The sequence below is a fragment of the Pseudarthrobacter sp. Hb11 genome, assembly GCF_059383655.1.
In genome coordinates, this window is record NZ_JBWZCM010000001.1 from 681,522 (window position 1) to 702,222 (window position 20,701).

The following is a 20,701-nucleotide window of genomic DNA, read 5'->3' on the forward strand; positions in this document are numbered from 1 at the left end:
CGGCTGCGGTGGTTGCAGAAGAGTATTGAGGGCGGTCTGAATAAGACTTGGATGCCTGAGAACGCGGACACCGAGTATCGGGACCTGCTGGCTAAAGCCCGTTCACCCTGGCTGCTGTTCGTACGTGACTGCATCGCCCAAGGAACCGTCATCGACGGCTACACCGACGAAAAGGTGTGGGATGAAGTTTGGCAGCGGAACGGCATGGATGCCCGTCAAGGCCCGCTGAATCGTGAAGTGATTGGGCTGGGCTACGGCTACCTGCTGGACCTCCCTGCGGAGGGTGACGGCGTTGTGATGCGGCCTCTTTCGGCGCATCAGACGTTCTCCACGAAGGAAGACCCGTGGGATGACTCCCCGCAGTACGTTCTTCACCGTGTGAATGACAAGCGCTGGTACTTCTTTGACGACGAAGCGCAGTACACCATCACCGGTACCCCGCAGAACATCCAAAAGCTGGACGTCCTTGAACACGGGATGGAAATCAACCCGGTGACGATGATCGCCAACGAGTTCGCTATGGACGGCTTCCCGAAGTCCTCCATTGAGCCGGGCATCCCGGTGTACAAGCGGATTGTTGACGCTACATTCACCCTGCAGATGGTGCAGCGGTACGGCGCTTTCCCGCAGAAGAACCAGTCTGGCGGGAAAATCGCTACGGACGCGGACGGCAATGCGATGATTCGCCCGTCTGTTGACTCGCTGCTGCACTCGTCGGACCCGGAAACGCGGTGGGGTTCCTTCCCGGCGTCGGATATCGGCCAGGTAGCTGCTGCGGTGGATACGCACATCAAGCACCTGTCCGCTGTTTGCCAGGTTCCGCCTCATTACCTGCTGGGCGCCATCGTGAATATGTCCGCTGAAGGCATCGCGGCGGCTGAATCAGGCTACTTCCGGAACATCCGTGACCATCAGGTTGTGATGGGTGAGGGTTACGAGCTCTCCCTCCGGAAGGCGGCCGGGATCCTGAACCTTGAAGCCGCGGCCGGCGACACTTCCTCTCAGGTTCATTGGGCGGACACTTCAACGCGCTCCTTGGCTCAGATCAGTGACGCGGTTGTGAAGCTCAAGACCGTCAACGCTCCCCTCGAGATGCTTTTTGCTCTCATCCCGGGCTGGACGAAGACGGACGCGATGGAAGCCGCCGATTATGCCCGCACCCATGGGCTGCAGGCGGCAGTTCAGGCGAACACCCAAAAGACCCTGCAGGGCTTCAACGCCTTGCAGCAGCAAGAACTACCCGAATAGCGGGGATGCAGTCACGGCGGCTGTCTAAATCGCCGGTCATATCGACGGATTCACGGAAGAAGGAACCAGCATGAGTGAAGGCGCACCCGAAAACGCCGGCAACGGCGAACAGCAGGGCACTGAAGGGCAGTCTGAGAAGACTTTCACCCAGGCAGACGTAGACCGCATCGTTCAGGACCGTGTAGCACGCGTGAAGTCAGGCTTTGCCGACTACGACGACCTGAAGGCGTTCAAGGAATCCTCCAAGTCTGAGCAGCAGAAAGCAATTGATGCCGCCAAGCTCGAGGGCGCCAACGAAGTCGCGGGCAAGTTCACCACGCGGATTGTGAGCTCTGAAATCAAGGCTACGGCCGCGACTCTCGGCTTCGCTGACCCGCAGGACGCCATTGCCCTATACGGCGACATCTCCAAGTTTGAGATTGCCGACGACGGACCTGATGCGAAGGCAATCAAGGAACGTCTCGAGCAGATCGCCAAGGACAAGCCGTACCTGCTGAAGGGCGACACCGCCCGCAAGGTTGCCACCCGTCCCAAGCCCAAGTCTGGTTCCGAATCGACTGAAACCAATAAGCCCGCGGGGAAGTCCCGTGCGGCTGCGGCGCTCCGCGAATTCAGCGGCGCCCGCTAATCCCTCTGTTCTTGAAGGAGAACTACCATGGCACCGATTACCCGTGCTGACATCGCCGCCCTGATCGAGGAAGAGTACAGCCAGACTCTTCTGAACCGGGCAACGGCCACTTCTACCGTCCTGTCTGCCTTCACCACCGTCCCCATGGGCGCGAAGGTTCAGAACATGCCTGCCCTCGCTACCCGACCCACTGCGTCCTTCGTAGGCGAGAGCGCCGGCACCCGCACCAAGCCGAACACCAAGTTCTCCTTCGAGAACAAGGTTCTGACGGCGCAGGAAATCGCGGCCATCATCGTTCTGAATGAGGAAGACCTCGAGGACGCCACTGACGACCTCCTGGCAAACGCTGCAGCGCTCGGCGGTGAGGCTGTCGGCCGCACCCTGGACGCGGCTGTTCTCTTCGGTGACGACAAGCCTGCCGCGTGGACCTCCCCGGACCTGTTCGCCGCCGCTACCGCAGCCGGTCAGGTCTACCAGATCGGCGCTGGCGAGGATGACCTTGTTGGCTCCATCTTCCAGGCTGCTGAGTCTGTGGATGATTCCGGCGCCAACCCGGACGCTTTCCTTGCCCGCGGTGGATTCAAGTTCAAACTCGCCAACCTCCGCAACACGGACGGCACCCCGATCTACCTGCCGTCCCTGTCTTCGGCTCCCGGGTCCGTGGACAACGTGGCCGGCCTTGACGCCTACTGGAACAAGAACGGCGCATGGGACCGTGCGAAGGCTCTCGGCCTCGTCGCGGACTCTTCTTCGGTGCTGATCGGTGTCCGCACCGACATTCAGGTGAAGTTCCTGACAGAAGCCACCATCGGCGGCGTGAACCTGGCTGAAAACGATCAGGTTGCCCTGCGTTTCCGTGCCCGCTACGCCTACACGCTGGCTGACGTTGTTGGCTCTGACGGTGAGCGCGTTTCGCCCGTTTCTGCCATCACCGCGGCTCCGGTGGCACCGTAACCATGGCAAACGTTGACCTGACACACCCGGAAAGTAAGCGGAAACTCGTCGTCAATTCAGCAGTTGCCTCCTACTACGAGGAACACGGCTGGAAGCAGACCGTGAACGTCAAGGAAGAGGGCAGCAATGGATCTGACTCTGGCGAAGGTGAATCCGCTCCTGCCAAAACCCGTACCCGCAGGGCAAGCGCCAAGAGTTGAGGGCTGGCTGAAGGGCATCGCCGTTCACCTGAACAACAGGTACGGCGATGCCCTGACGCTCGCTATCGAACCGCTGTTCCTTGTCTATGTCGCTGATGCTGTGCAGCGGCGGCTGGACAAGGCTAAGCAGATGGTTGACTCAGAGGGCGCCGGCCCGTTCAACGTCCGCTGGAACGCTGCCAGCGCCCTGGGTGGCTGGTTCCTGCAGTCGGAAGTTGACGAAATGGACGAAGTGACCGGGATGGGCGGTACCCGGACTTACCGGACGCCCGCCCCGGACCACATCCGCCTGAACAACCGGGTGAGCTCCTATGTGAGCGAAGACCTTGACGTGATCGCCAATGACGCCATCGGGAGGGACCATGTTTCCACTGACGAATGGTGAAACGGTTGTCCGTGAGCGCCGGAAGATGGTCCTTGACCCGTACTCGGAAGAGTTGACGCTTGGGGACTGGTCTGACCCGGACACGCTGACTGTGGAGGGCGTTGCGATTGCCCCGTCCTCCACAGTGGAGCCGGTGAATGACTCACGTTCCCAGGTCATCACGCAGATGAGTATCTATTGCGGGCCGGGGGAGGACATTCTTCCGGCTGACAGGATCCGTGCCCGCTCTGGCCTGTGGGATGTGCAAGGCGAACTGATGGACAGTGTGAACCCGCTGACTGGTTGGAATCCTGGTTCTGAGTTCGCTATAAGGAAGGCGGCGGGCTGATGTCTGAAGTCAAGATTGAAGATGCCTTCTTTGAGCAGTTGGGCAGGGACCCGGGCGTTACTCAGCTTTGCACGCAGAAGGCTGAAGAGGTTGCTCGTATCGCCCGCTCAACGGCCCCGCGGGACAGCGGCGACTATGCCGGCGCCATCCATGTGGAAGTTGTGGCTCGCAGCCGCAGGAACGCGGCGCTGGTGGTTGCTGACGACTGGAAGACGATGCTCATTGAGTCCAAAACCGGCAACCTTGCCCGGGCGCTGAATCAGGTGAAGAAGAGTGGCTAGCCGCGTTATCTTCTCTGACCTTGAGCTGTTCCTGACGGGGTTCCTCCGGACGGAACTGGCGGCGCGGGGCAAGAATGGCGGGTTCATCTCTAACGAGTTCTCCCCGCCAGACAAGGCCCGGCCGGCGTGGCAGGTCATCGTCCGGGACGACAGCGGGCCACGCTCGAGCATCGTCACGAAGTCACCCACTGTGGGTATCACGGTTTTGGGTTCTGACTCCTTCAACAAGGTGCAGGCAACGGACCTAGCCTTGCTGGTATTCGCACTCATGGAGGGTTCAGCCCGTGTCGCTCCCGGCAACCCGGTAGCCGCGGTCCTGGACGCTAACGGCCCCTACAAAATCACCGACGATACCGGCTACCCCAGCCGGTACATGACGTTCGAACTGTCTGTAACGGGCAGCGCGTTCACCTAACCCCCTAATCAAATTCATTCCAGCCGTTCGCTTCTGCGGGCGGCTTCTTCTTTGGAGGAAACATGCCCGCAGACAGCCTTGGTAACGACGTAGCCGCAGTAGGCGTACCGGTAACCGGACACATGGGCGTAGCGCCGTTCGGCACCGCTGTGCCCACTCCGGTTGAAGGCGGTGCCGATTCCTACACCCTCCCTGTCGCCTTCAAGCTCCCCGGCCTCCTGACGGAGGATGGCGGCTTTGAGTGGTCCATGGAGGCGGACGGCGACCCGATTGTGTTCTGGCAGGAAGGCTTCTCGATTCCTTCCGGCCTCGCCAATGTGACGCTGACCGTGAAGTACGCGCAGACGGACGAAACCGTTCGCGGCATCATCCGCGGCAAGACCGCCGACGCGAACGGCTACATCACCATCGACGGCGGCGGCACCAGCGCCAAATACGTGGTGTTCACGGAGGAAATCTTCAAGAACGGCCTCATCCGGCGCCGCGTGGCCGCGAACGTCAGCATTGAGTCCGTCTCGGAAGACAAGTCCGAACGCGGCTCCGTCCTCGGCTACACGGTGGTCTACAAGATCGATCGTTCCCCGGACCTGGCAAATGACCACATTGGCGAGTGGCTGATTCCCGTCACCCCGTAGCCTTCCCCGGCTCCTTATTCCTGTGCCCGCGTGATCCTGTGATGGGTGGTCACGCGGGCACAGTCAACCCATCACGTACCCATCAGAATGCGAGACACCCCCATGACTGCAAAGACCCCTGCGCCCAAGCCCAAGTTCCTGGTTGTGGAGAGCACCTTGAAGTGCCAGACCGAGAACGGCGAGCTGTCCCTTCCGTTGTCTGTGAAATTTGGCATTGTCCGTAAGTTGATGGCCGAAGAGCCGAAGACGCAGTTCGATGAGTTCGTGCTGTTCATGTCTCTCTTCAACGACGAGCAGAACGCGGCCATCGACGAGCTGGACGCTGAGGAAGCCACCGAAATCCTTACGGAGTACGGGGAAGCGCTGGCTCGGAAGATGCAGGTCAGCCTGGGAAAATCTGGTGGCTCTGTCGAGTCCTCGACGGACACCGCGCCGCAGTAGCGTACGACTTCCGGGCGCGCTTCAGCCTGTCGATAGAAGACATCGGCCAGAGCGTCCCCGTTTGGGAAGCCGTGGACCTTGTAGAGCAACTTCTGTTGGACATGGGCTCCCACCTGTTCGCGGCGGTGAACAAATGGGCATACCCCATGGATCGCCATGAGATGTACACGGCCGGTCTATTGGCGCGGGTGATAAGCGCTACGTCCGGTAAGGGCGAAAAGCCTTGGGTCCCCGAATGGCCGTGGGCCGGCGAGCCGAAGCCAGAAGACGTAACCCCGCAGGAACGCGCTGAGCTCAAAGCCCTTCTCAAATCAAAGAGCGCCTTCGGGCAGAAGCGAACGGAGGCGTAAGCCAATGGCCGAAGTCGGATCCGCCTCAATTGCCATATTCCCCACCTTCAAGGGGTTCCGCTCCAAAGTGGGCTCCGAAGCCGGGAGTGCGGGAACTGCAAGCGGTAAGTCCTTCAGTTCGGCCTTCAACGCTGGCGCTGGTGACCCTGCGCAAGCGCTGGTAAAGAAGCTCAACGCCCAGATCGCATCCGGCGCTAGTGCCCTGTCCAAGGCTCGGCTCGCTGAGCAGGACGCAGCGGGTAAGGTCCGTGCTGCTGAGGCCGCGCTGACTGAGGCCAGGACTAAGGGTGGTGCCGCGTCGTCCCGTGCTGTCGCGGCTGAGGAACGGCTTGCGTCTGCCCAGCGGAAGGCTGCTGAGGCCAGCACGAGGACTAAGACGGCCTCCGACCAGTTGCGGTCTTCACAGTCCAAGCTTGCTGAGGCTACCGCTGCTGCAGCGTCCTCCGGGGAGCAGGGCGCAAGCCGGTACGCTACCGGCTGGGCGTCGCTGAAGCAGAAGCTTTCCGGCATGGTTCGCGGCGCTGTGGATGATGCTGGGGATTCCGCTAAGGCCGCTGCGGACAGTGCCGGCAAGCAGAGCGGCAGTAGCTTCGCCAGTGGCTTCAAGGGTGTGATGGGTCCTGCGCTGGCTCTCGCTGGGACTATCGGGTTCTCCGGGCTCATTGCTGAGGCCGCTAGGGCTTCTGATGCTACGGACAAGTTCAAGGCCACGATGGACTTCGCAGGTCTGGACTCTTCGGCCATCACGAAGGCTACGGCGGCGGCTAAGGACTTCGCTGACCAGACCGTTTATGACCTTCCAACCATTCAGAACACCATCGCCCAGCTCGCATCGAACGGCGTCAAGGACTACACGGGCCTGACTAAGGCTGCTGGCAACCTGAACGCTGTTGCGGGCGGTAACGCGGACACGTTCAAGTCCGTGGCAATGGTCATGACGCAGACGGCCGGCGCGGGGAAGCTGACCACGGAGAACTGGAACCAGATGGCTGATGCCATCCCAGGTGCCGCGGGTCCGCTGATGAAGTCGCTCGAGAAGGCCGGCGCGTACACGGGGAACTTCCGTGACGCGATGGCTGAGGGTGAAATCACGGCGGATGAGTTCAACGCGGCGCTGATGAAGCTCGGCAATGATCCTGTGGCTGTTGAGGCCGCGAAATCTACCGCCACGTTTGAGGGTGCTATTGGCAACCTGCAGGCCACGATCAACTCCGGGCTGATGTCCGCGCTGGATGCTCTCAAGCCTGCTATTACGGGCGTGATTGGGCTGCTGTCCGGTGGCTTGGCTGCGTCGTTCGAGTTCGTTGGGCAGGCTGTGACGGGCCTTTCTGACTTGTTCGTGCGCGGAGACTTCACGGGCGCCCTGCGGGAAGCGTTCAACGTTGAGGAAGATTCAAAGTTCGTTGACTTCCTGTTCCGCATGCGTGATACCGCGCTCAAGGTTAGTGAGGGCTTCCAGCATGTCTGGGCGGGTTTCAAGATGCCGTCCGAAGTCGCGGCGAGCATCGGCGCCAACATAAACCCGCTCCTTGCTTTCGGGCAGTCGATCAAGGGTGTTGCTGACCGCATCGTGTTCACGGCCAAGACGCTGTGGGCGGGCTTCAACATGCCGCCTGATGTGGTGGCAAGTATCGGTGCGAACATCAACCCGCTTCTGGCTTTCGGAGCCAAGATCCGGGAAGCTTTCACAACCATCAGTTTCACGCTGAAGACGTTGTGGGCCGGCTTCAGGATGCCGCCCGAAGTTGTGGCCGGCATCGGTGCGAACATCAACCCTCTGCTTGCTGTGGGCGCTGGCATCCGTGCCCTGTTTTCGACCATAGCCGCTGCAGTCGCCCCGCTGATACCGCAGATATTCGCACTGGTTACTTCACTGAGCCCCATGCATATGCTGTTCTCGGCGCTAATGCCGGTGCTGCCGCAAATCGCTATGGCGTTGACGAGTGTTCTCAGCCAGGTAATTCCTCTGGCAGCATCACTCGTTGGGCAGCTCATACCCGTTGTTACGCAACTTGTGGGTGCTGTCCTTCCGCCCCTGATTTCGATGTTCGGGAACGTGGTCACCGCCATAGCCCCTCTCGTTACGGAGATTGCGGCCGTACTCATCCCTGTCATCCAGGCTCTCCTGCCGGTTGTCGTAACGGTGTTCAAGGTTGTAGCTGAAGTCATCACCGCCGCGATGCAGATTGTGCAGGGAGTCATCCAGGTTGTCACCGGGATTATCTCCGGGAACTGGGCTCAGGTCTGGACCGGAATCCGGAACATAGTCTCCGGTGTTTGGAACACAATCGTCGTCTTGGTCCGCGGTGCGCTGCAGACCATCGGGCAGGTTGTGATTTCCGGGCTTGGCCTGGTCGGGAACTTCGTGCGCTCCACTCTTTCGGGTATTGGCCGGTTCTTCGCGGATACGTGGTCAAACGTGATCGGCGGCGTTGGTGGGTTCATTGACCGGTTCATGGGGTTCTTCCGGAACCTGCCGGGACAGATCATGGGCGCTCTTTCTGGTGCCGGCTCTTGGTTGCTTGGGATCGGTCAGAACGTGGTGCAGGGCCTGATCAACGGCATCACTGGCATGGCGGGGACTGTGGCGCGGGCAATCGTTGGCCTTGTTCCTGCGGCGATTCGTGGGCCGATTGAAGCAGCTCTTGGCATCCATTCACCGTCTCGTGTGGCGATGTGGTGGGGCGAGATGATCGGCGAGGGCCTTTCTGGCGGCATTGACGGTTCGCAGCGAAAGGTTGCGGCGTCGATGGATTCGCTTGTGTCGGTGCCGAACATTCCGGGCGCGGCTGGTTCTACGGGCGCTGGTTTTGCCGGCGCTGGGCAGGTCAACTACTTCACGGTTGAGCAGGTAGACGACCCAATTGGGACCTCTTACGCAATCGCTCGGCGTCTCCGCGCCGTCTCAGTCTAGGAGGCTCCATGCCGTACCCAAGTCCGGTAACTTACCCGTCCGCGCTGCTGTTTCCTGGCGGCGGCGTGGGCGGGATCGGCTTCACGTCGCTGGTGTCTCTTGGCGATCTTGTGCTGAACACGATTGAGGATGACGGGACCGCCTGGGCGATTGCCGACTTTGAGGGGTGGGAGGGTTCACCCGGATCCACCTCGCAGGCCACGCAGCGTTCACGCGGGCACGGCTCCACGAGCTCTGAGGCGTTCCTGACGCACAGGACAATGACCATCAACGGGACCGTGAAAACCGCTTACGGGCAACTTTCCTACGCTGAGGATCGGCTGAACGCGGCGTGTTCATTGCGGCCGTTCCTGCTGGCCGTGGTGGAGTCGGGCCGGATCCGAACGGCAACGGCCAAACGACAGGATCAGGTAGTTTTCAAGTCCCGGCCAGGGTCTAAGACCACGGCGGATTTCAGTATCCAGTTCCGTGCTGATGACCCGCTCAAGTACGGGGATCTTGTTTCAGAGTCCACATCCCTCCCGTCTTCTTCGGGCGGGCTTGTGTACCCAGTGACGTACCCCGTCACTTATACGGGCGTATCGGTCACTGGTGTGTTGCGGGTGAACAATCCCGGGAACGAGCAAGCCCCTGTCTGGTTGCGCGTAGACGGCCCTATCCCAGCGGGCGGGTGGACGGTCACCCATGTTGGTAAGAAGCAGTCACTCACGTTCTCCACGGCACTAGCGCTCGGGGCGGGCGAGTTCGTAACCGTGGACATGGAAAAGCGGGAAGTGCTCGCTCAAGGCCAGTCCGCCCGCGCCGGCCACGTTACCTCACGGGGCTGGTTCTCCCTGGATCCGGGCGAGAACGATATTGCCTTCTCGGCACAGAACTACTCATCCACGGCGCTGCTGACAGTGACTACTAAACCGGCTTGGTCTTAGGAGGACCCCATGACAATCATTCTTCTGCAGCCTGACGGTGTGCCGATCACGGCGACTGCTGAGCGTCAGGGGTCCGCGGCGCTGTATGGGGGCGGCGCTAACCGTCCCCTTGGTGGGCGTTCCGGGCTCAGGGTGGACACGCCGTCTGATGTGCTGACGGTTACGACTACTGCTTGGACGTTGAAGCCGTGCTCCGCGATGATCGACCCGGGCGCGGCGACGCATCAGGGCATGTATGGGTGGGCTTCGGACGCGAACGTGACCGGAGCGCCGAACCCCCCTGATTCGACGCTGCCACGCAAGGACATCTACTACATTCAGGTGAACGACTCCACGGCCGGGGACGGTTCGGGTGCGGTGAGCGCGAACGTTTCCTACTTGGCAGGCGTCCCTAGCGCCAATCCTGCCGCCCCCGCGCTCCCGCCGCGGTCCTTCCTGATCGGTACTGCTACGGTTCCGCAGGTTGGGGGAGGTTCACCAACGGTGGCTCTGAACCCGGCCCGGTTCGTTGCTGCTGGCGGGATACTGCCGGTGTATTCGGCCACTGAGCGCGATGCCTTGGCAAAGTACAACGGGCTGTCGGTCCGCCGTTTGGACGTCGCCGGCAGGCCCACAGAAACGTGGGATGGAGCGACCTGGAGCCCAGCAGTTGCGCTGCCGGTCAGTTACTCCTTCGTTGACCCGCAACCGAACTACGACTTTCAGGGGACGGCTAACGTCACGACCCTGACGGACGGGCGTAAGCGCGTGGAGATTGATATGGCGATGCTCCGGTTGAACGCGTCCAACCCGGTGTCCAGCACCCGGCAGGATATGGGCGTGGTTCTCCCGCCTGCGGCTATCGGTGCGGGTAACAGCAAGATCATCGCAGCGCCGTTCAGTATCGGCACAGGCATTGTGTACGTGCAGGTACGCCCGTCAACGGGTGTGCTGACGTTTTGGGCACCGTCCGCGGTGACGTGGGCAGAGAACGATTTCGTGTCTCTGAACTTCACCTACTACATCTAGCGCTTAGTCGTGCGGCGATGAGGATTGCAGCCCCATCGCCGCACTACCCACACTCAACACCTAAATAGGAGGCATCGCCCGCATGGGTAGACCACACATTACAACATTGCGGGAGGGCCAATATGCGGGACCTTAGGAAATACCTGAAGCCCAAAGCGCTCTGCAAGATCCGCCGCCACGTACTCGATGCGCTCCCGAAGGTGTACGGCCCACGAGGAACGATCATGCTCGGCAAAGGCTTCATCTGCCTCTGCTTCGGGTTCGCCTACGTCGGCGTCCTGCAAACAGCCAACAGCCCGGGGCTTGACCTGGTGACCCGACTCATGCCCCTACCGCTATGGGGTGTCCTCTGGTTCATTACTGGGTTCATGCTCATCTCGGCTGCGTTCCGGGTGGACCATTCACGGGCGTTGGGCTTACTCACGGCGATGCTGTCTTTCTGGTCCCTGACCTACCTTGACTACTTCTTCCGTGTGCCGATCCTCCCGAACGGCAACGACAACACGGCTTACCTGTTCGCCGCGATCATGGCGGGCATGGCGTTGAGTGCTGCGGGTGTCGCCCGGATGCTGAACCACGGCAAGTCACACGCGGAAGTCATCATCAAGCCTGGCGAAGTGATGCCGGATGAGTGAATTTTTCCGCGAATGGGCGCCGCTACTTTCCCTCATCGCCGGATCCGCTGCGGGCATCATCGCCGCACGATGGAACCGCAAATCACAGGCTGAGGCCAACACCCTCACTGGGACCGGGCAGATATTCACCCATCAGTCCACTCTTCTTCAAGATGTCCAAGAAGAGCGCAATGCCGCGAAGACGGAAATCGCTACGCTCCGGGCTGACTTCGAGGCTTTCAAGGAATCAGTCAAAACCCAGTTCAGCGGGTACCGCGCTTACATCCACGGGCTCCGTGGCCAGGTTCACGACCTCGGAGGCGTACCTATCGAGTGGCCGAAAGACCTAGACCAGTGAGGGCGCTATGAGCTACTACCTTGAGGATCACCCGAACGCGACGACGGCGCAGTACGGCTGGCCGCGCACTTGGGCTTCCGGTGTTATTGGCGTGCACACTACAGAGTCCGGTGTAGTCCCGGCCGGCGCTGATCCTGGCGCGGAGAACACTGCTGGGTGGATCAGTCGCCGCGCCGATCACGGCAGTTATCACATTCTCGCGGACTGGGACACCATCGTGCCGTTGACCCGGCCTACGTTCGCGGCGTGGGCTGACACGACGAACAACGTCCACGCCCTGTCCGTCTCTGGTGCTATGGACGCTGCCCGGTGGCGTGACCTAAGCCCGGAACGTGCGGCGGGCATCGTCCGCAACATGGGTATCGCCGCGGCCATGCTCGCCCGTGACGCCGTTGCCCACGGCGTGCTGCAGGAAGTTCCGCCCGCCCGCAGGATAACCGCGTCAGAGGCCATCGCTGGAACTAAGGCGGGCTTCTACGGGCACGGCGAAACGAACCCCGGCACACGGTACGACCCAGGCCAGAACTTCGACTGGGACCTGTTCCTCGCCACTTACGCAGCCGCAGTCGGCGGCGGCATCAATTATCAGAGCGTCACTACCAAGGAGTGGTACCTCATGCCTGACATCCCCAAAGACAACCTGCTGCAAATCGTTGAGGCGTTGAAGTCCAGGGACTTCGGCGCCTTTATCCAGATGTCGGTAATGAACGCCACGGCCCCGTCGTCTGACGGGAAGAAGTACACGCTCGCTCTCCACCTGAAGGGCACGGCAGCGCGGACCGTGCAAATGGTCAAGGAGGCTGCGGCCATCCGGGGCGAGCTGGCCGGCATCAAGAACCACCTTGGGCAGCTCGCGGCTAAGACTGGCGTGCAGATCGACGCGGCACAGGTTGAGGCAGCGGCGCGTGAAGGCGCTTCCCAGGCTCTCGCTGAGGCTCAGGCCATCGATGCCAAGCTCATTGCGGACGCGGTGGTTGACGAGCAGGCAGAACGGCTCAACAGCAACGCAAACGATACACCCGCAGACGGCGGTGCGAAGTGAACGCCCTCGCGCCGTACTTCAAAGCGGTTGTGGCGTTCATCGCACCGGCCGCGACGTTGATCACCGCGGCGGTGCAGGAGGGCTCTCCGGGCGGGGAGTTCATCACTCATGGCGAGAGCATCACCGCGGCGTGTGCTTGCATCATCACCGCCGCGGCTGTCTACGCCGTCCCAAACAAGCCCGCCGCTGACGGTAAGCACGAAGCATAGGAGGTTGCGTTGACGCTCTCATGGGTATCTGTGGATGCGAACACGGGGAGCGTCATCGCTGACCTGCCAACGTTGCGGGTTGATTCCGCGTTGAAGGCCACGCTGATGCGGTACGAGTCGCAGACTGCCGTACTGCCGATTGATCAGGCGCCGCCGAACTGGCGTGTGGCTACCCGCAAGGGCGCTATGTTCCTGGTTGCTTTGGATGAGTCTGAGCGGCCTTTGTGGGGCGGGATGGTTATCCGGCGCACCCGTGCCATAGGGGCCAGCGCTTCCATGTCTCTGGTCACGGCTGAGGGGTACCTTGATCGGGTGTACGTGGGGGACGTGTCCTACAAGGGGATCGCTCAGAACCTGATCGTCAAGGACCTTGTGGAGCGTTACGCCAAGACGGGTGCGCTCCGGGGCTTGCCCATACGGGTGCAGTTAGTGGGCGGCAACGGCACGCCTCGTGACCGCGCCTACAAGGACTCTGAGGACAAAACCCTGTACTCGGTACTCACTGACCTTTCCGGCCTGCTTGGTGGCCCTGAGTGGACTATCGGCTGGGAATGGGTGGACGCGAAGACCCTGGGGCTTGTGTTCTACGTCGGTGATCGTATCGGCTCACCTGCCCCGGCCGGGTTGAACCCTGCAGCGCAGTTTTACCTGCCCGGTTCCGTGTCTGATGCGGAGCTCGAGGAAGGGTATGGCGCGGATGAGGGTGCTAACGATGTGATGGCTGTGTCTTCGGGCACTGAGGGTGCACGGCCCAAGTCGCCGCGGCAGAAGGTTACGACAGACCTGCGGCCACGGTTTGAGTTCAGGTGGACGCCATCAACGTCCATCACCAGCCCCGCTGTCCTTACTAGCCATGCGCAACGCGCCCTAGCGGCGATGAAAGACGGCACAGTGGCACTCACCCTCACGGCCAACCGGGAGGAAGCCCCACGCCTCAATCATGACTGGCGGATCGGGGATGACATCGGGTTCGACATCACCGCGCCGGAGTTCCCCGACGGGCTGGTAGGCACGGCCCGGGCAGTGGGCTGGGAACTGACAGATACAACCATCACACCCCTTGTGGATGTTACTGACGTGGAAGGGGTTGACTGATGGCTCAGCCAGGTTTGCCAGGTTCGCAGTTCGCGGGCGAAGACGCTCTACCGCGGCAGTTGAAGGACCTTGAACGGCAAGTGCAACAGTTCTCCGCGGCGAACATCCTTGCTACAGCGGGGATCAGCGCGTCTGAGGGCGGCGTGATGGTGAACGGGTTCATGGAGTACCGGCGCGCGGACGAAACGCTGGGCGTGAAGGTGGACCCGGCTACGGGTACTTTCACCGCTTATGACGCTTCCGGCAACACTGCTGTGGCCCGGTTCGGTGCACTGATTGAGTCCTCTCCCGGTTCCTACGGAGTTGAGGTTCGGGTTGGTGGTACCTGGGTGCAGCTCGGTGCGCAGGTAGCCACGTGGGACCTGCTGGCGGGCAAACCTGGCTGGGCGGGCAACTCTTCCAGTATCGCGGGCTCGAGCATTTCCGGTGCTGTGGCGAACGCTACTGAAGCTGTCCATGCGGCACAGGCTGACGGCTCAGAGTACGGATGGGCGAACAATGTCGCCGGCACATCGTTCTACGCACTGTGGGTGGGCAATGACGGCGGGTTCCATCTCGGCCGGAACGTCTCATCGATCAAGTACAAGGAGAACGTCACGGACGCAGGTGTGACCCCTGAGGACGTGTTGAACCTTCGCCCTGTCCGGTATGACCGCAAACCAACGTTCAAGTACCCGACAGATGAGGACGGCAACCGCCTAGTCGGCCCGGAACAACGTTTCGAGGGTGCGAAGAACGAGTTCGGCCTCATCGCTGAAGAGGTTGAGCAGCACCTTCCCGAAATCGTCACCCGCTACGACGGCGAGATTGACGGCGTGCGCTATGACCTGCTGGGCGTTGCGCTCTTGCCCGTAGTGAAGCAGCAGACGGCGGACATCGCCGCTTTGAAACAAGCGGTCAGGGACCTTGGAGGGAACATTGCGTAGACGTACTTGGGCTAACGGCATTTTGGGGAATACCCCTTTGGAACAGGACCGGTTGAACGGCCTCGAGGAAGACCTTGGGGCGGCTCTTCTGCAGCTCGCTGGTTACCCGCCCGCCCTGTTTTCCGGGGCTGTGACGGTGGACGCTGATGGGGCTCAAATTTCCGCGTCCGTGACGTGGCCTGACGGGACTCCGGGCGTGTATTCCGGGACGGCCTCTGAGGACTTCCCGGGCGCCGTGGACGCGTACACGATCACCTACGCCGGCACTCCCACACTGACCATTACCCAGCCTGCCGTCACTCGAAACACTGACGGCCAGATTACTAACTCGCCAGCACTTACGATCACCTAGGAGCCATCATGTCCCTACCCGCTGGCGTATCCACTCGCCCTGTCCGGCTCGCGGCCCCGGTAACCCATACGGGGGAGCCGCTTACCGTCCGTGTGACTATTGAGCCGTCTCACACCATCGTCCATGCGGCATCCGGTACTGCACTGGCAAGGATCGTCACGGATAATTCTGCGGATCCGGGGACGGGGCTTGTCGTCCAAGTGCCTGTGACTGATCAGGCCGGCTTCATCGACACTTCCGGTAACAGCTTTGTGGGCTGGTCTTACACTGCCCGGATTGAGCTTGTGGATGTTGTGGGCAAGTCGCAGCAGTTGACCAAGAAGTTCAGTGTGCCGGCGTCGTTGACTGACCTTGATTTGATGATGGTCCCTGGCGGGAACCCTGCCGCACCTGTGGTCACCGCCCCGGCGATGATCCTGTCTGTTGCCGGCGGGACTGGTGTTGTGACTGCTGAGCAGATCACCGAAGCGCAGGGGACGTATCTGGCGCTTGCTAAGGACCCGTCTCAACTGTTCGTTGGTGTGGTCACCCGGAACGCTTCAGGCGCCCCGACATCGGCCGCTGTGATCTGGCCTGACGGTATACCGGGAACCTACACCGGTACGCCTTCAACCACGTTCCCGGGAAGCATCGACGGATACACCATCACCTACGACGACACCCGAACCTACACCCAGCCTGCAGTTACGCGTGACGCTGCCGGCAACATCACCAATCAGCCCGCCATTACCCAGGAGCCCTGATGAGTTTTCTTGACCCTAAACCCCTGACCCCGGCCGGGCTGGACACTGCCGCCGCGGCGAAGATCAACACGCCTGGCAGTGCCATGGCAACGGCACTATCTGCCACTTATGCCCCCGCTTCAGGGTCCGCAAACTACAGCCCTTCTGCTGCCGCGTTCAAAGCGGCCTTTGGGCAGCGCCGCGGCAACCGGCTTGCGCTGCTGGGCGACTCGATCACCGACCAGGGTGCGACCCTGTCCGGCGAAGGGACCATCTGGCAGCAGGCTTCCGGCTACTGGGTACACATGCTCCAGCGCCTTGGGCAACGTTTTGACCTCGTGTACCAGTCCGCCACTGACCCGGAGTTCGGCGTATCCGGTGCGACCACGACAAGCCTGCTAGACGGCGGTCACGTTGACCAGCTTGTTGCCTCCAACCCTGATCTGGCTTTCGTCATGGCAGGCACTAATGACTTGACCAACTCAGCGGCTGGTGCGGACGTGGTAATCGCCGGGCGGCTGGTGCAGATCTTCGACAAGATCAGGCTGGCGGGCATCCCGCTGATTGTGGCGACCATCCCGCCCCGCTTGGTGGCGTCTGACACCGCAACGCAGATAGCCAATCACCACGCTGTAAATGCCGCCATCCGGGCCTACTCGGCCGCAAACCGTGGTGTGATCCTCTGCGACTGGTACAAGGTCATTAGCGACCCGGCAACGGGGCGGGCGAATCAGCTCTACCTGGGCGATGACGTTCACCCGAACATCGCCGGCGCATCCCGGCTTGGGCAGTTCCTCGCGGACCTGCTCGACCCGCTGTTCACGAAACGCCCGGTCCTGCCGAACGTGGGCGATCCAAAGAACATCGCTCCGGCTGGCGCGTTCACGGCTGCGCACGCAAACTCCACGGTCGCCGTCACCACCGTTCCCAGCACCGACTTGGACCCCCGCGACTGGACGCAGATGGCCGTCTCCGCAATCACAGGAGCGGACAATAACTCCTACGCCCGCCTACTCAAGACAACAGCGGCGGTCACTGCCGGCGATAAGTACCAGGCGGTTCTTGAGTTCCAGACCGACGCGGCTAGCTGGAACGTGAAGGGCTTCTACCTGATGGTCAAATGCAACGGCGGCCCCCTGCACGCGGTCTATGACGGGTACGTGGTCACTGGCACATCCGTAATGAACCGCCCGGCTTCTGGGGTTTTCCGCACGCCGGTCCTGACAGTCCCCGCAGGCACGACAACACTCGAACTGGCGGTCCGGCAGTATGGCGTCGGCACCACTCGTGTTCGCGGCGAAGGACTTATGAAGGTCTAAATAAGACCGGTTAAGTTCCCCTCTAGGAATGGGGCGATGGCTCGATGGTTGCGACGCGCCCGCACCTGAAGCGCCGACACAGTTCACTGCTCCGGTTCATGCCACTCCATAATGGAGCGATCTAGTGCCAAGGCCCCACGGCCCGAAACAGGCACTTCGACAGCGAAATATTGGGGAAGCACAAGCGTGGAAAAGAAAGAACAGGTAGGCGAACTCACGGACGGATTAGTGCAGCTTCGCTATTCCGACGAAGGCGGGACCATACATGACCTCAACGCAGCGGAGATGGCAGATGCCCTGCAGGGACTAGTGGAGCTAAATAGCCAGATGGCTAAGGCGGGTCTATACGGTGAGGGCATTCCCCCCGAGATCCGAGTTCGCCCTCCGCAAGAGGGATCGTTCATTATCGAGGCAGTGCTGCAATGGGCAGCAGAAAACCCCGAAGGGGCCGCCGCAGTCTATGGCACCGTCGGCGGCGCTCTCACCGGTGTCATAAATATGGGTGTGAGGCTTGTTCGAGGAGATGTCGTTGACGACTTCGAGTATCTCGACAACGGCAACGTGAAGGTCAAGTGGAAGAATGGCAGCCCCGACGAGGTGCCCCAGAAAGTTTGGGATGAGCTGAATACAAAGAAACGGCGCACACGGAAATCCCTCTCCAAGATCATGGCTCCACTCGGTGATGATGCTGATCGGCTTGAGATCAGGGACGGTAACACAGCCGAGACCACCAGCGAGATCATGCAGACACAGCCGGACCTTGTCGTTGGCCGTGACGACTACCGGGCGGCTGTTCAGGAGGTGGATGACATCACCGAAAATGTTTCACAGTTTGTAGCTGAGGCACAGCTTAGGGCCATCGACTTCCGGCGCGGTGAAAAGTGGACTGTCAAGACTCTCTACGGCACGCGCAAGGCTAAGATAGAGGACGAGGAGTTCCTGCTCGAGTTGGACCGTGGTATGGCCCTCCACAAGAACGACATCTTCGATGTTACGATCCACGAAGTAATCACCACGAAAAATGGTCGTAATTCGACGGAGTGGTCGCTGATCAGGGTTTCACGCAAAAAGCGAGGAGAAGATGATGACGATCAGACATCATCACCACCAGAGCCCGCCCAGACATAAGAAACTAGATTCCGTCAGCCTTGTAATGCTGTTCATCGCCGTGGTCTCCATAGCGGTAGGGCTGGTGGGGATCGCCGTACGAGGTACTGCACCCTGGATCCTGATTGGGCCGACGCTATTGGGTTGCTGGGCGATTGTCCGCCTAAATCGCTAACTCGAACGGGCAGAGGACGTACCTAGATAGCGCCCCATCTCTTCGGAGGTGGGGCGCTTTTGGCGTCCCCTAGTCAGCGCCGCCCCAGTATTGCGGCGAGTCGATGTCGTAGAGGTCGCCCTCTTCCGAGGCCACCTGATCCTGGTAAGCCTTTTTGGGTGACTGACGGTAGAGCTTTTCGAATGGAGGTTCGGCGCCGCCGGCAACGCCTTCCGCGTATTCCATCAAGGCGGGCAGTGGCACTTGCACTGCAGCGGCGATCCGGCGCAGCTGTGTGATGTCTGGTAGCTTCTTGTCGTTGATGATGCGGGAGAATGTCCCGTGCGGGATGTCGGTTAGGCGTTCGACGTCAGCTTTGCTTTGTTCCAGCCACTGCATCTTCAGTCGAAGGATGGTCGTGATGGCTTTGGAGAACTTGTCCGGCTCTGCTCTTGCTCCTGTAGGCATGCCAAGAAGAGTGCCATGTGGAACAGAAAGTTGCAAGTGGCACTCTTGGGGTTTACGGTGAAGGTACCGAAACGACGGCGACCTGCCCGGTGCTGGTACACCGGACAGGCCTTATGCCGACATCCATTCACCGCTAAGCAACATGGAGACGACGTGCACAACACTACCCTCATTGGCGTACCCACGGCCCGTATCACGACGCCTGCGGAGCTCGCGGCCGCGGGCTACCTTGCCCGCTACCGCGGCAGCACGCGAGAGACGTACAGGGTGTCCCTGAAGCTGCTGTTCGACTGGTGCGGCGGCCTGGGCGTCGCCGTCCTCGAAGGCATGCGCCGGCCAGTGCTGGAACTCTTCGCCCGCTACCTCGAGGACGAACGGAAGAACTCGCCGGCCACGGTCGCGCACCACCTGTCCATCATCCGCGGCTACTACAGCTTCGCCGAGATCGACGGGTACATAGACCGGTCACCAGCTGCGCACCTGCGGATGCCCCGCGTGTACCAGGACGAATCGCGCACGATGGGGCTGGACCGAATGGAGCTCGGAAGCCTCATCCAGACCGCGCGTGCTTCCTGCCCCTCGGACGCTGCGCTGATTACGCTGATGGGGATGCTGGGCCTGCGGGTGTCGGAGGCGTGCGCGGTGCGGATCGAGGATTACCAGGACATCGAGCGTGGCCACCGCGTGCTGCGGCTGATTGGTAAGGGCGGCAAGCCTGCCACGATTCCCTTACCAGTGCCTGTGCTGAGGGCCATGGATGCAGCCGCTGGTGACCGTACTTCCGGGCATCTGCTGCTGCGGCGCAAATCCGGGCAGCCGGTAAATCGGAAGTCGGCGGCGCTGACGGTTACCAGGCTGTGCAGGAAAGCCGGCATCCGGAAGCGGGTCACCCCGCACGGGCTGCGGCACTCGTTCGTCACTGCCGCCCTGGACGCTGGTGTGCCGTTGCGTGATGTGCAGGTGGCCGCCCGGCACTCGGACCCGCGCATCACCGCCCGGTATGACCGCGCCCGGCACAACCACGACCGCCACGCCTCGCACGTTGTGGCAGCGTTCCTGGCCGGCGCCGCGTAAGGAAAGTCTGCGCCCGCCCACTCCGGTGGGCGGGCGCATTCTCTATGCTGGGCCAGTGGCACGAATCGAGAAGCGGACCAAGTTCACGCTGGGCGGGAGCGCCTACGAGCATGCTTCTCCGGAGCCAGAGCTGGCCGCTGGGAGCGTCAGCAGGTTCACCGCGGGCGCCGAGCCGCGGGTCATCGCACAAATCCCGCTGACGGGTGGTGGGACGGTCGAGGTACACGGCTACGCGACGCACTACACCCGCAAGTGGGTCAGTGTGGTGTGGAACGACGACAACTTCCAGCACTTCGACTGCTGGGTCCCGGCTGCTGAAGTACGCCGCCCTGGTGAAAGTGAGTGGCACGGCCGGTACGTCCCGTTTTAGGGGCCGCACACAGCCAGCATCGCTCCACTAATCGTCGTACTGTCAACCAGCCCCGCATCGCGATCGTCCCCGTCATGCTTTTATGAAGCCGTAATCTTGCCGGCAACAGGTCAAAAAGGACCAACCTTCGGATAATATCCAGCCCAGAGGCGAGCTGATTTGCAGGTGGCCGGGACAT

The 20,701-nt window shown here is 61.3% G+C and carries 25 protein-coding genes; 24 read left to right on the forward strand and 1 reads right to left on the reverse strand.

Annotation, left to right across the window (positions count from 1 at the left end):
- Positions 1-51: 51 nt before the first annotated feature.
- From AC50X7_RS03205 to AC50X7_RS03310, 22 genes are all read left to right on the forward strand, one after another.
- A complete protein-coding gene (locus AC50X7_RS03205) occupies positions 52-1,248 on the forward strand; it encodes a phage portal protein (protein WP_494977713.1) in 1,197 nt (398 codons plus the stop codon).
- 70 nt (positions 1,249-1,318) lie between these two features.
- A complete protein-coding gene (locus AC50X7_RS03210; protein WP_494977714.1) occupies positions 1,319-1,876 on the forward strand; it encodes a hypothetical protein in 558 nt (185 codons plus the stop codon).
- Positions 1,877-1,903: 27 nt separating this feature from the next.
- A complete protein-coding gene (locus AC50X7_RS03215; protein WP_494977715.1) occupies positions 1,904-2,830 on the forward strand; it encodes a phage major capsid protein in 927 nt (308 codons plus the stop codon).
- A gap of 126 nt (positions 2,831-2,956) precedes the next feature.
- Positions 2,957-3,415 (forward strand): hypothetical protein, encoded by a 459-nt coding sequence (locus tag AC50X7_RS03220; protein ID WP_494977716.1) that lies wholly within the window; start codon positions 2,957-2,959, stop codon positions 3,413-3,415.
- Positions 3,393-3,743, forward strand: coding sequence for a hypothetical protein (locus tag AC50X7_RS03225; protein ID WP_494977717.1), 351 nt, complete (start codon positions 3,393-3,395; stop codon positions 3,741-3,743). Before AC50X7_RS03220 ends, AC50X7_RS03225 begins: the two co-directional genes overlap by 23 nt.
- The gene (locus AC50X7_RS03230; protein ID WP_494977718.1) at positions 3,743-4,024 is read left to right on the forward strand and encodes a hypothetical protein; all 282 of its coding nucleotides are present in this window, start codon (positions 3,743-3,745) and stop codon (positions 4,022-4,024) included. Before AC50X7_RS03225 ends, AC50X7_RS03230 begins: the two co-directional genes overlap by 1 nt.
- Complete coding sequence (locus AC50X7_RS03235; RefSeq protein ID WP_494977719.1) at positions 4,017-4,439, forward strand: hypothetical protein; 423 nt, start codon at positions 4,017-4,019, stop codon at positions 4,437-4,439. The genes AC50X7_RS03230 and AC50X7_RS03235 overlap by 8 nt, the downstream gene beginning before the upstream one ends.
- 62 nt (positions 4,440-4,501) lie before the next feature.
- Complete coding sequence (locus tag AC50X7_RS03240) at positions 4,502-5,074, forward strand: phage tail tube protein (RefSeq protein WP_494977720.1); 573 nt, start codon at positions 4,502-4,504, stop codon at positions 5,072-5,074.
- A 102-nt stretch (positions 5,075-5,176) separates the two neighbouring features.
- A complete protein-coding gene (locus AC50X7_RS03245) occupies positions 5,177-5,515 on the forward strand; it encodes a hypothetical protein (RefSeq protein ID WP_494977721.1) in 339 nt (112 codons plus the stop codon).
- 354 nt (positions 5,516-5,869) lie between these two features.
- Positions 5,870-8,779, forward strand: a complete 2,910-nt coding sequence (locus AC50X7_RS03250) for a tape measure protein (protein ID WP_494977722.1) — start codon at positions 5,870-5,872, stop codon at positions 8,777-8,779.
- A gap of 8 nt (positions 8,780-8,787) precedes the next feature.
- The gene (locus AC50X7_RS03255; protein WP_494977723.1) at positions 8,788-9,705 is read left to right on the forward strand and encodes a phage distal tail protein; all 918 of its coding nucleotides are present in this window, start codon (positions 8,788-8,790) and stop codon (positions 9,703-9,705) included.
- Between the two features lie 9 nt (positions 9,706-9,714).
- Complete coding sequence (locus tag AC50X7_RS03260) at positions 9,715-10,713, forward strand: hypothetical protein (RefSeq protein WP_494977724.1); 999 nt, start codon at positions 9,715-9,717, stop codon at positions 10,711-10,713.
- 224 nt (positions 10,714-10,937) lie between these two features.
- Positions 10,938-11,348: a hypothetical protein gene (locus AC50X7_RS03265; protein ID WP_494977725.1), complete on the forward strand. Its 411-nt coding sequence runs from the start codon at positions 10,938-10,940 to the stop codon at positions 11,346-11,348.
- Entirely contained in the window at positions 11,341-11,685 is a 345-nt protein-coding gene (locus tag AC50X7_RS03270) for a hypothetical protein (protein ID WP_494977726.1), read from the forward strand. Before AC50X7_RS03265 ends, AC50X7_RS03270 begins: the two co-directional genes overlap by 8 nt.
- Before the next feature lie 7 nt (positions 11,686-11,692).
- On the forward strand, positions 11,693-12,727 hold the full coding sequence (locus AC50X7_RS03275) for a hypothetical protein (RefSeq protein ID WP_494977727.1): 1,035 nt from the start codon (positions 11,693-11,695) through the stop codon (positions 12,725-12,727).
- Positions 12,724-12,936 carry a hypothetical protein gene (locus AC50X7_RS03280; RefSeq protein WP_494977728.1) on the forward strand — a complete coding sequence of 71 codons (213 nt, stop codon included), beginning with the start codon at positions 12,724-12,726 and terminating at the stop codon, positions 12,934-12,936. Before AC50X7_RS03275 ends, AC50X7_RS03280 begins: the two co-directional genes overlap by 4 nt.
- A gap of 9 nt (positions 12,937-12,945) precedes the next feature.
- The gene (locus AC50X7_RS03285; protein ID WP_494977729.1) at positions 12,946-14,031 is read left to right on the forward strand and encodes a hypothetical protein; all 1,086 of its coding nucleotides are present in this window, start codon (positions 12,946-12,948) and stop codon (positions 14,029-14,031) included.
- Positions 14,031-14,957 carry a tail fiber domain-containing protein gene (locus AC50X7_RS03290; protein ID WP_494977730.1) on the forward strand — a complete coding sequence of 309 codons (927 nt, stop codon included), beginning with the start codon at positions 14,031-14,033 and terminating at the stop codon, positions 14,955-14,957. Before AC50X7_RS03285 ends, AC50X7_RS03290 begins: the two co-directional genes overlap by 1 nt.
- Before the next feature lie 37 nt (positions 14,958-14,994).
- Complete coding sequence (locus AC50X7_RS03295) at positions 14,995-15,309, forward strand: hypothetical protein (RefSeq protein WP_494977731.1); 315 nt, start codon at positions 14,995-14,997, stop codon at positions 15,307-15,309.
- A 206-nt stretch (positions 15,310-15,515) separates the two neighbouring features.
- A complete protein-coding gene (locus tag AC50X7_RS03300; RefSeq protein WP_494977732.1) occupies positions 15,516-16,052 on the forward strand; it encodes a hypothetical protein in 537 nt (178 codons plus the stop codon).
- Positions 16,052-17,350, forward strand: a complete 1,299-nt coding sequence (locus AC50X7_RS03305) for an SGNH/GDSL hydrolase family protein (protein WP_494977733.1) — start codon at positions 16,052-16,054, stop codon at positions 17,348-17,350. Before AC50X7_RS03300 ends, AC50X7_RS03305 begins: the two co-directional genes overlap by 1 nt.
- Before the next feature lie 186 nt (positions 17,351-17,536).
- The gene (locus AC50X7_RS03310; protein ID WP_494977734.1) at positions 17,537-18,478 is read left to right on the forward strand and encodes an LAPAL motif-containing putative phage structural protein; all 942 of its coding nucleotides are present in this window, start codon (positions 17,537-17,539) and stop codon (positions 18,476-18,478) included.
- Between the two features lie 223 nt (positions 18,479-18,701).
- Here AC50X7_RS03310 and AC50X7_RS03315 read toward each other — a convergent pair whose 3' ends face one another.
- Positions 18,702-19,079, reverse strand: coding sequence for a helix-turn-helix domain-containing protein (locus AC50X7_RS03315; RefSeq protein ID WP_494977735.1), 378 nt, complete (start codon positions 19,077-19,079; stop codon positions 18,702-18,704).
- Between the two features lie 153 nt (positions 19,080-19,232).
- Between AC50X7_RS03315 and AC50X7_RS03320 the strand changes: the two genes are divergently transcribed.
- Both AC50X7_RS03320 and AC50X7_RS03325 read left to right on the forward strand, forming a co-directional pair.
- Complete coding sequence (locus AC50X7_RS03320) at positions 19,233-20,153, forward strand: tyrosine-type recombinase/integrase (RefSeq protein ID WP_494977736.1); 921 nt, start codon at positions 19,233-19,235, stop codon at positions 20,151-20,153.
- 55 nt (positions 20,154-20,208) lie between these two features.
- Positions 20,209-20,523 carry a hypothetical protein gene (locus AC50X7_RS03325; RefSeq protein ID WP_494977737.1) on the forward strand — a complete coding sequence of 105 codons (315 nt, stop codon included), beginning with the start codon at positions 20,209-20,211 and terminating at the stop codon, positions 20,521-20,523.
- Positions 20,524-20,701 lie beyond the last annotated feature (178 nt).

Excerpts from the sequence above, each read along its gene's own strand:
- AC50X7_RS03205 (WP_494977713.1), top strand. The coding sequence starts at position 52 with ATGCCTGAGAACGCGGACACCGAGTATCGGGACCTGCTGGCTAAAGCC.
- AC50X7_RS03210 (WP_494977714.1), top strand. The coding sequence starts at position 1,319 with ATGAGTGAAGGCGCACCCGAAAACGCCGGCAACGGCGAACAGCAGGGC.
- AC50X7_RS03215 (WP_494977715.1), top strand. The coding sequence starts at position 1,904 with ATGGCACCGATTACCCGTGCTGACATCGCCGCCCTGATCGAGGAAGAG.
- AC50X7_RS03220 (WP_494977716.1), top strand. The coding sequence starts at position 2,957 with ATGGATCTGACTCTGGCGAAGGTGAATCCGCTCCTGCCAAAACCCGTA.
- AC50X7_RS03225 (WP_494977717.1), top strand. The coding sequence starts at position 3,393 with ATGTTTCCACTGACGAATGGTGAAACGGTTGTCCGTGAGCGCCGGAAG.
- AC50X7_RS03230 (WP_494977718.1), top strand. The coding sequence starts at position 3,743 with ATGTCTGAAGTCAAGATTGAAGATGCCTTCTTTGAGCAGTTGGGCAGG.
- AC50X7_RS03240 (WP_494977720.1), top strand. The coding sequence starts at position 4,502 with ATGCCCGCAGACAGCCTTGGTAACGACGTAGCCGCAGTAGGCGTACCG.
- AC50X7_RS03245 (WP_494977721.1), top strand. The coding sequence starts at position 5,177 with ATGACTGCAAAGACCCCTGCGCCCAAGCCCAAGTTCCTGGTTGTGGAG.
- AC50X7_RS03250 (WP_494977722.1), top strand. The coding sequence starts at position 5,870 with ATGGCCGAAGTCGGATCCGCCTCAATTGCCATATTCCCCACCTTCAAG.
- AC50X7_RS03255 (WP_494977723.1), top strand. The coding sequence starts at position 8,788 with ATGCCGTACCCAAGTCCGGTAACTTACCCGTCCGCGCTGCTGTTTCCT.
- AC50X7_RS03260 (WP_494977724.1), top strand. The coding sequence starts at position 9,715 with ATGACAATCATTCTTCTGCAGCCTGACGGTGTGCCGATCACGGCGACT.
- AC50X7_RS03265 (WP_494977725.1), top strand. The coding sequence starts at position 10,938 with ATGCTCGGCAAAGGCTTCATCTGCCTCTGCTTCGGGTTCGCCTACGTC.
- AC50X7_RS03270 (WP_494977726.1), top strand. The coding sequence starts at position 11,341 with ATGAGTGAATTTTTCCGCGAATGGGCGCCGCTACTTTCCCTCATCGCC.
- AC50X7_RS03275 (WP_494977727.1), top strand. The coding sequence starts at position 11,693 with ATGAGCTACTACCTTGAGGATCACCCGAACGCGACGACGGCGCAGTAC.
- AC50X7_RS03290 (WP_494977730.1), top strand. The coding sequence starts at position 14,031 with ATGGCTCAGCCAGGTTTGCCAGGTTCGCAGTTCGCGGGCGAAGACGCT.
- AC50X7_RS03305 (WP_494977733.1), top strand. The coding sequence starts at position 16,052 with ATGAGTTTTCTTGACCCTAAACCCCTGACCCCGGCCGGGCTGGACACT.
- AC50X7_RS03315 (WP_494977735.1), bottom strand. The coding sequence starts at position 19,079 with ATGCCTACAGGAGCAAGAGCAGAGCCGGACAAGTTCTCCAAAGCCATC.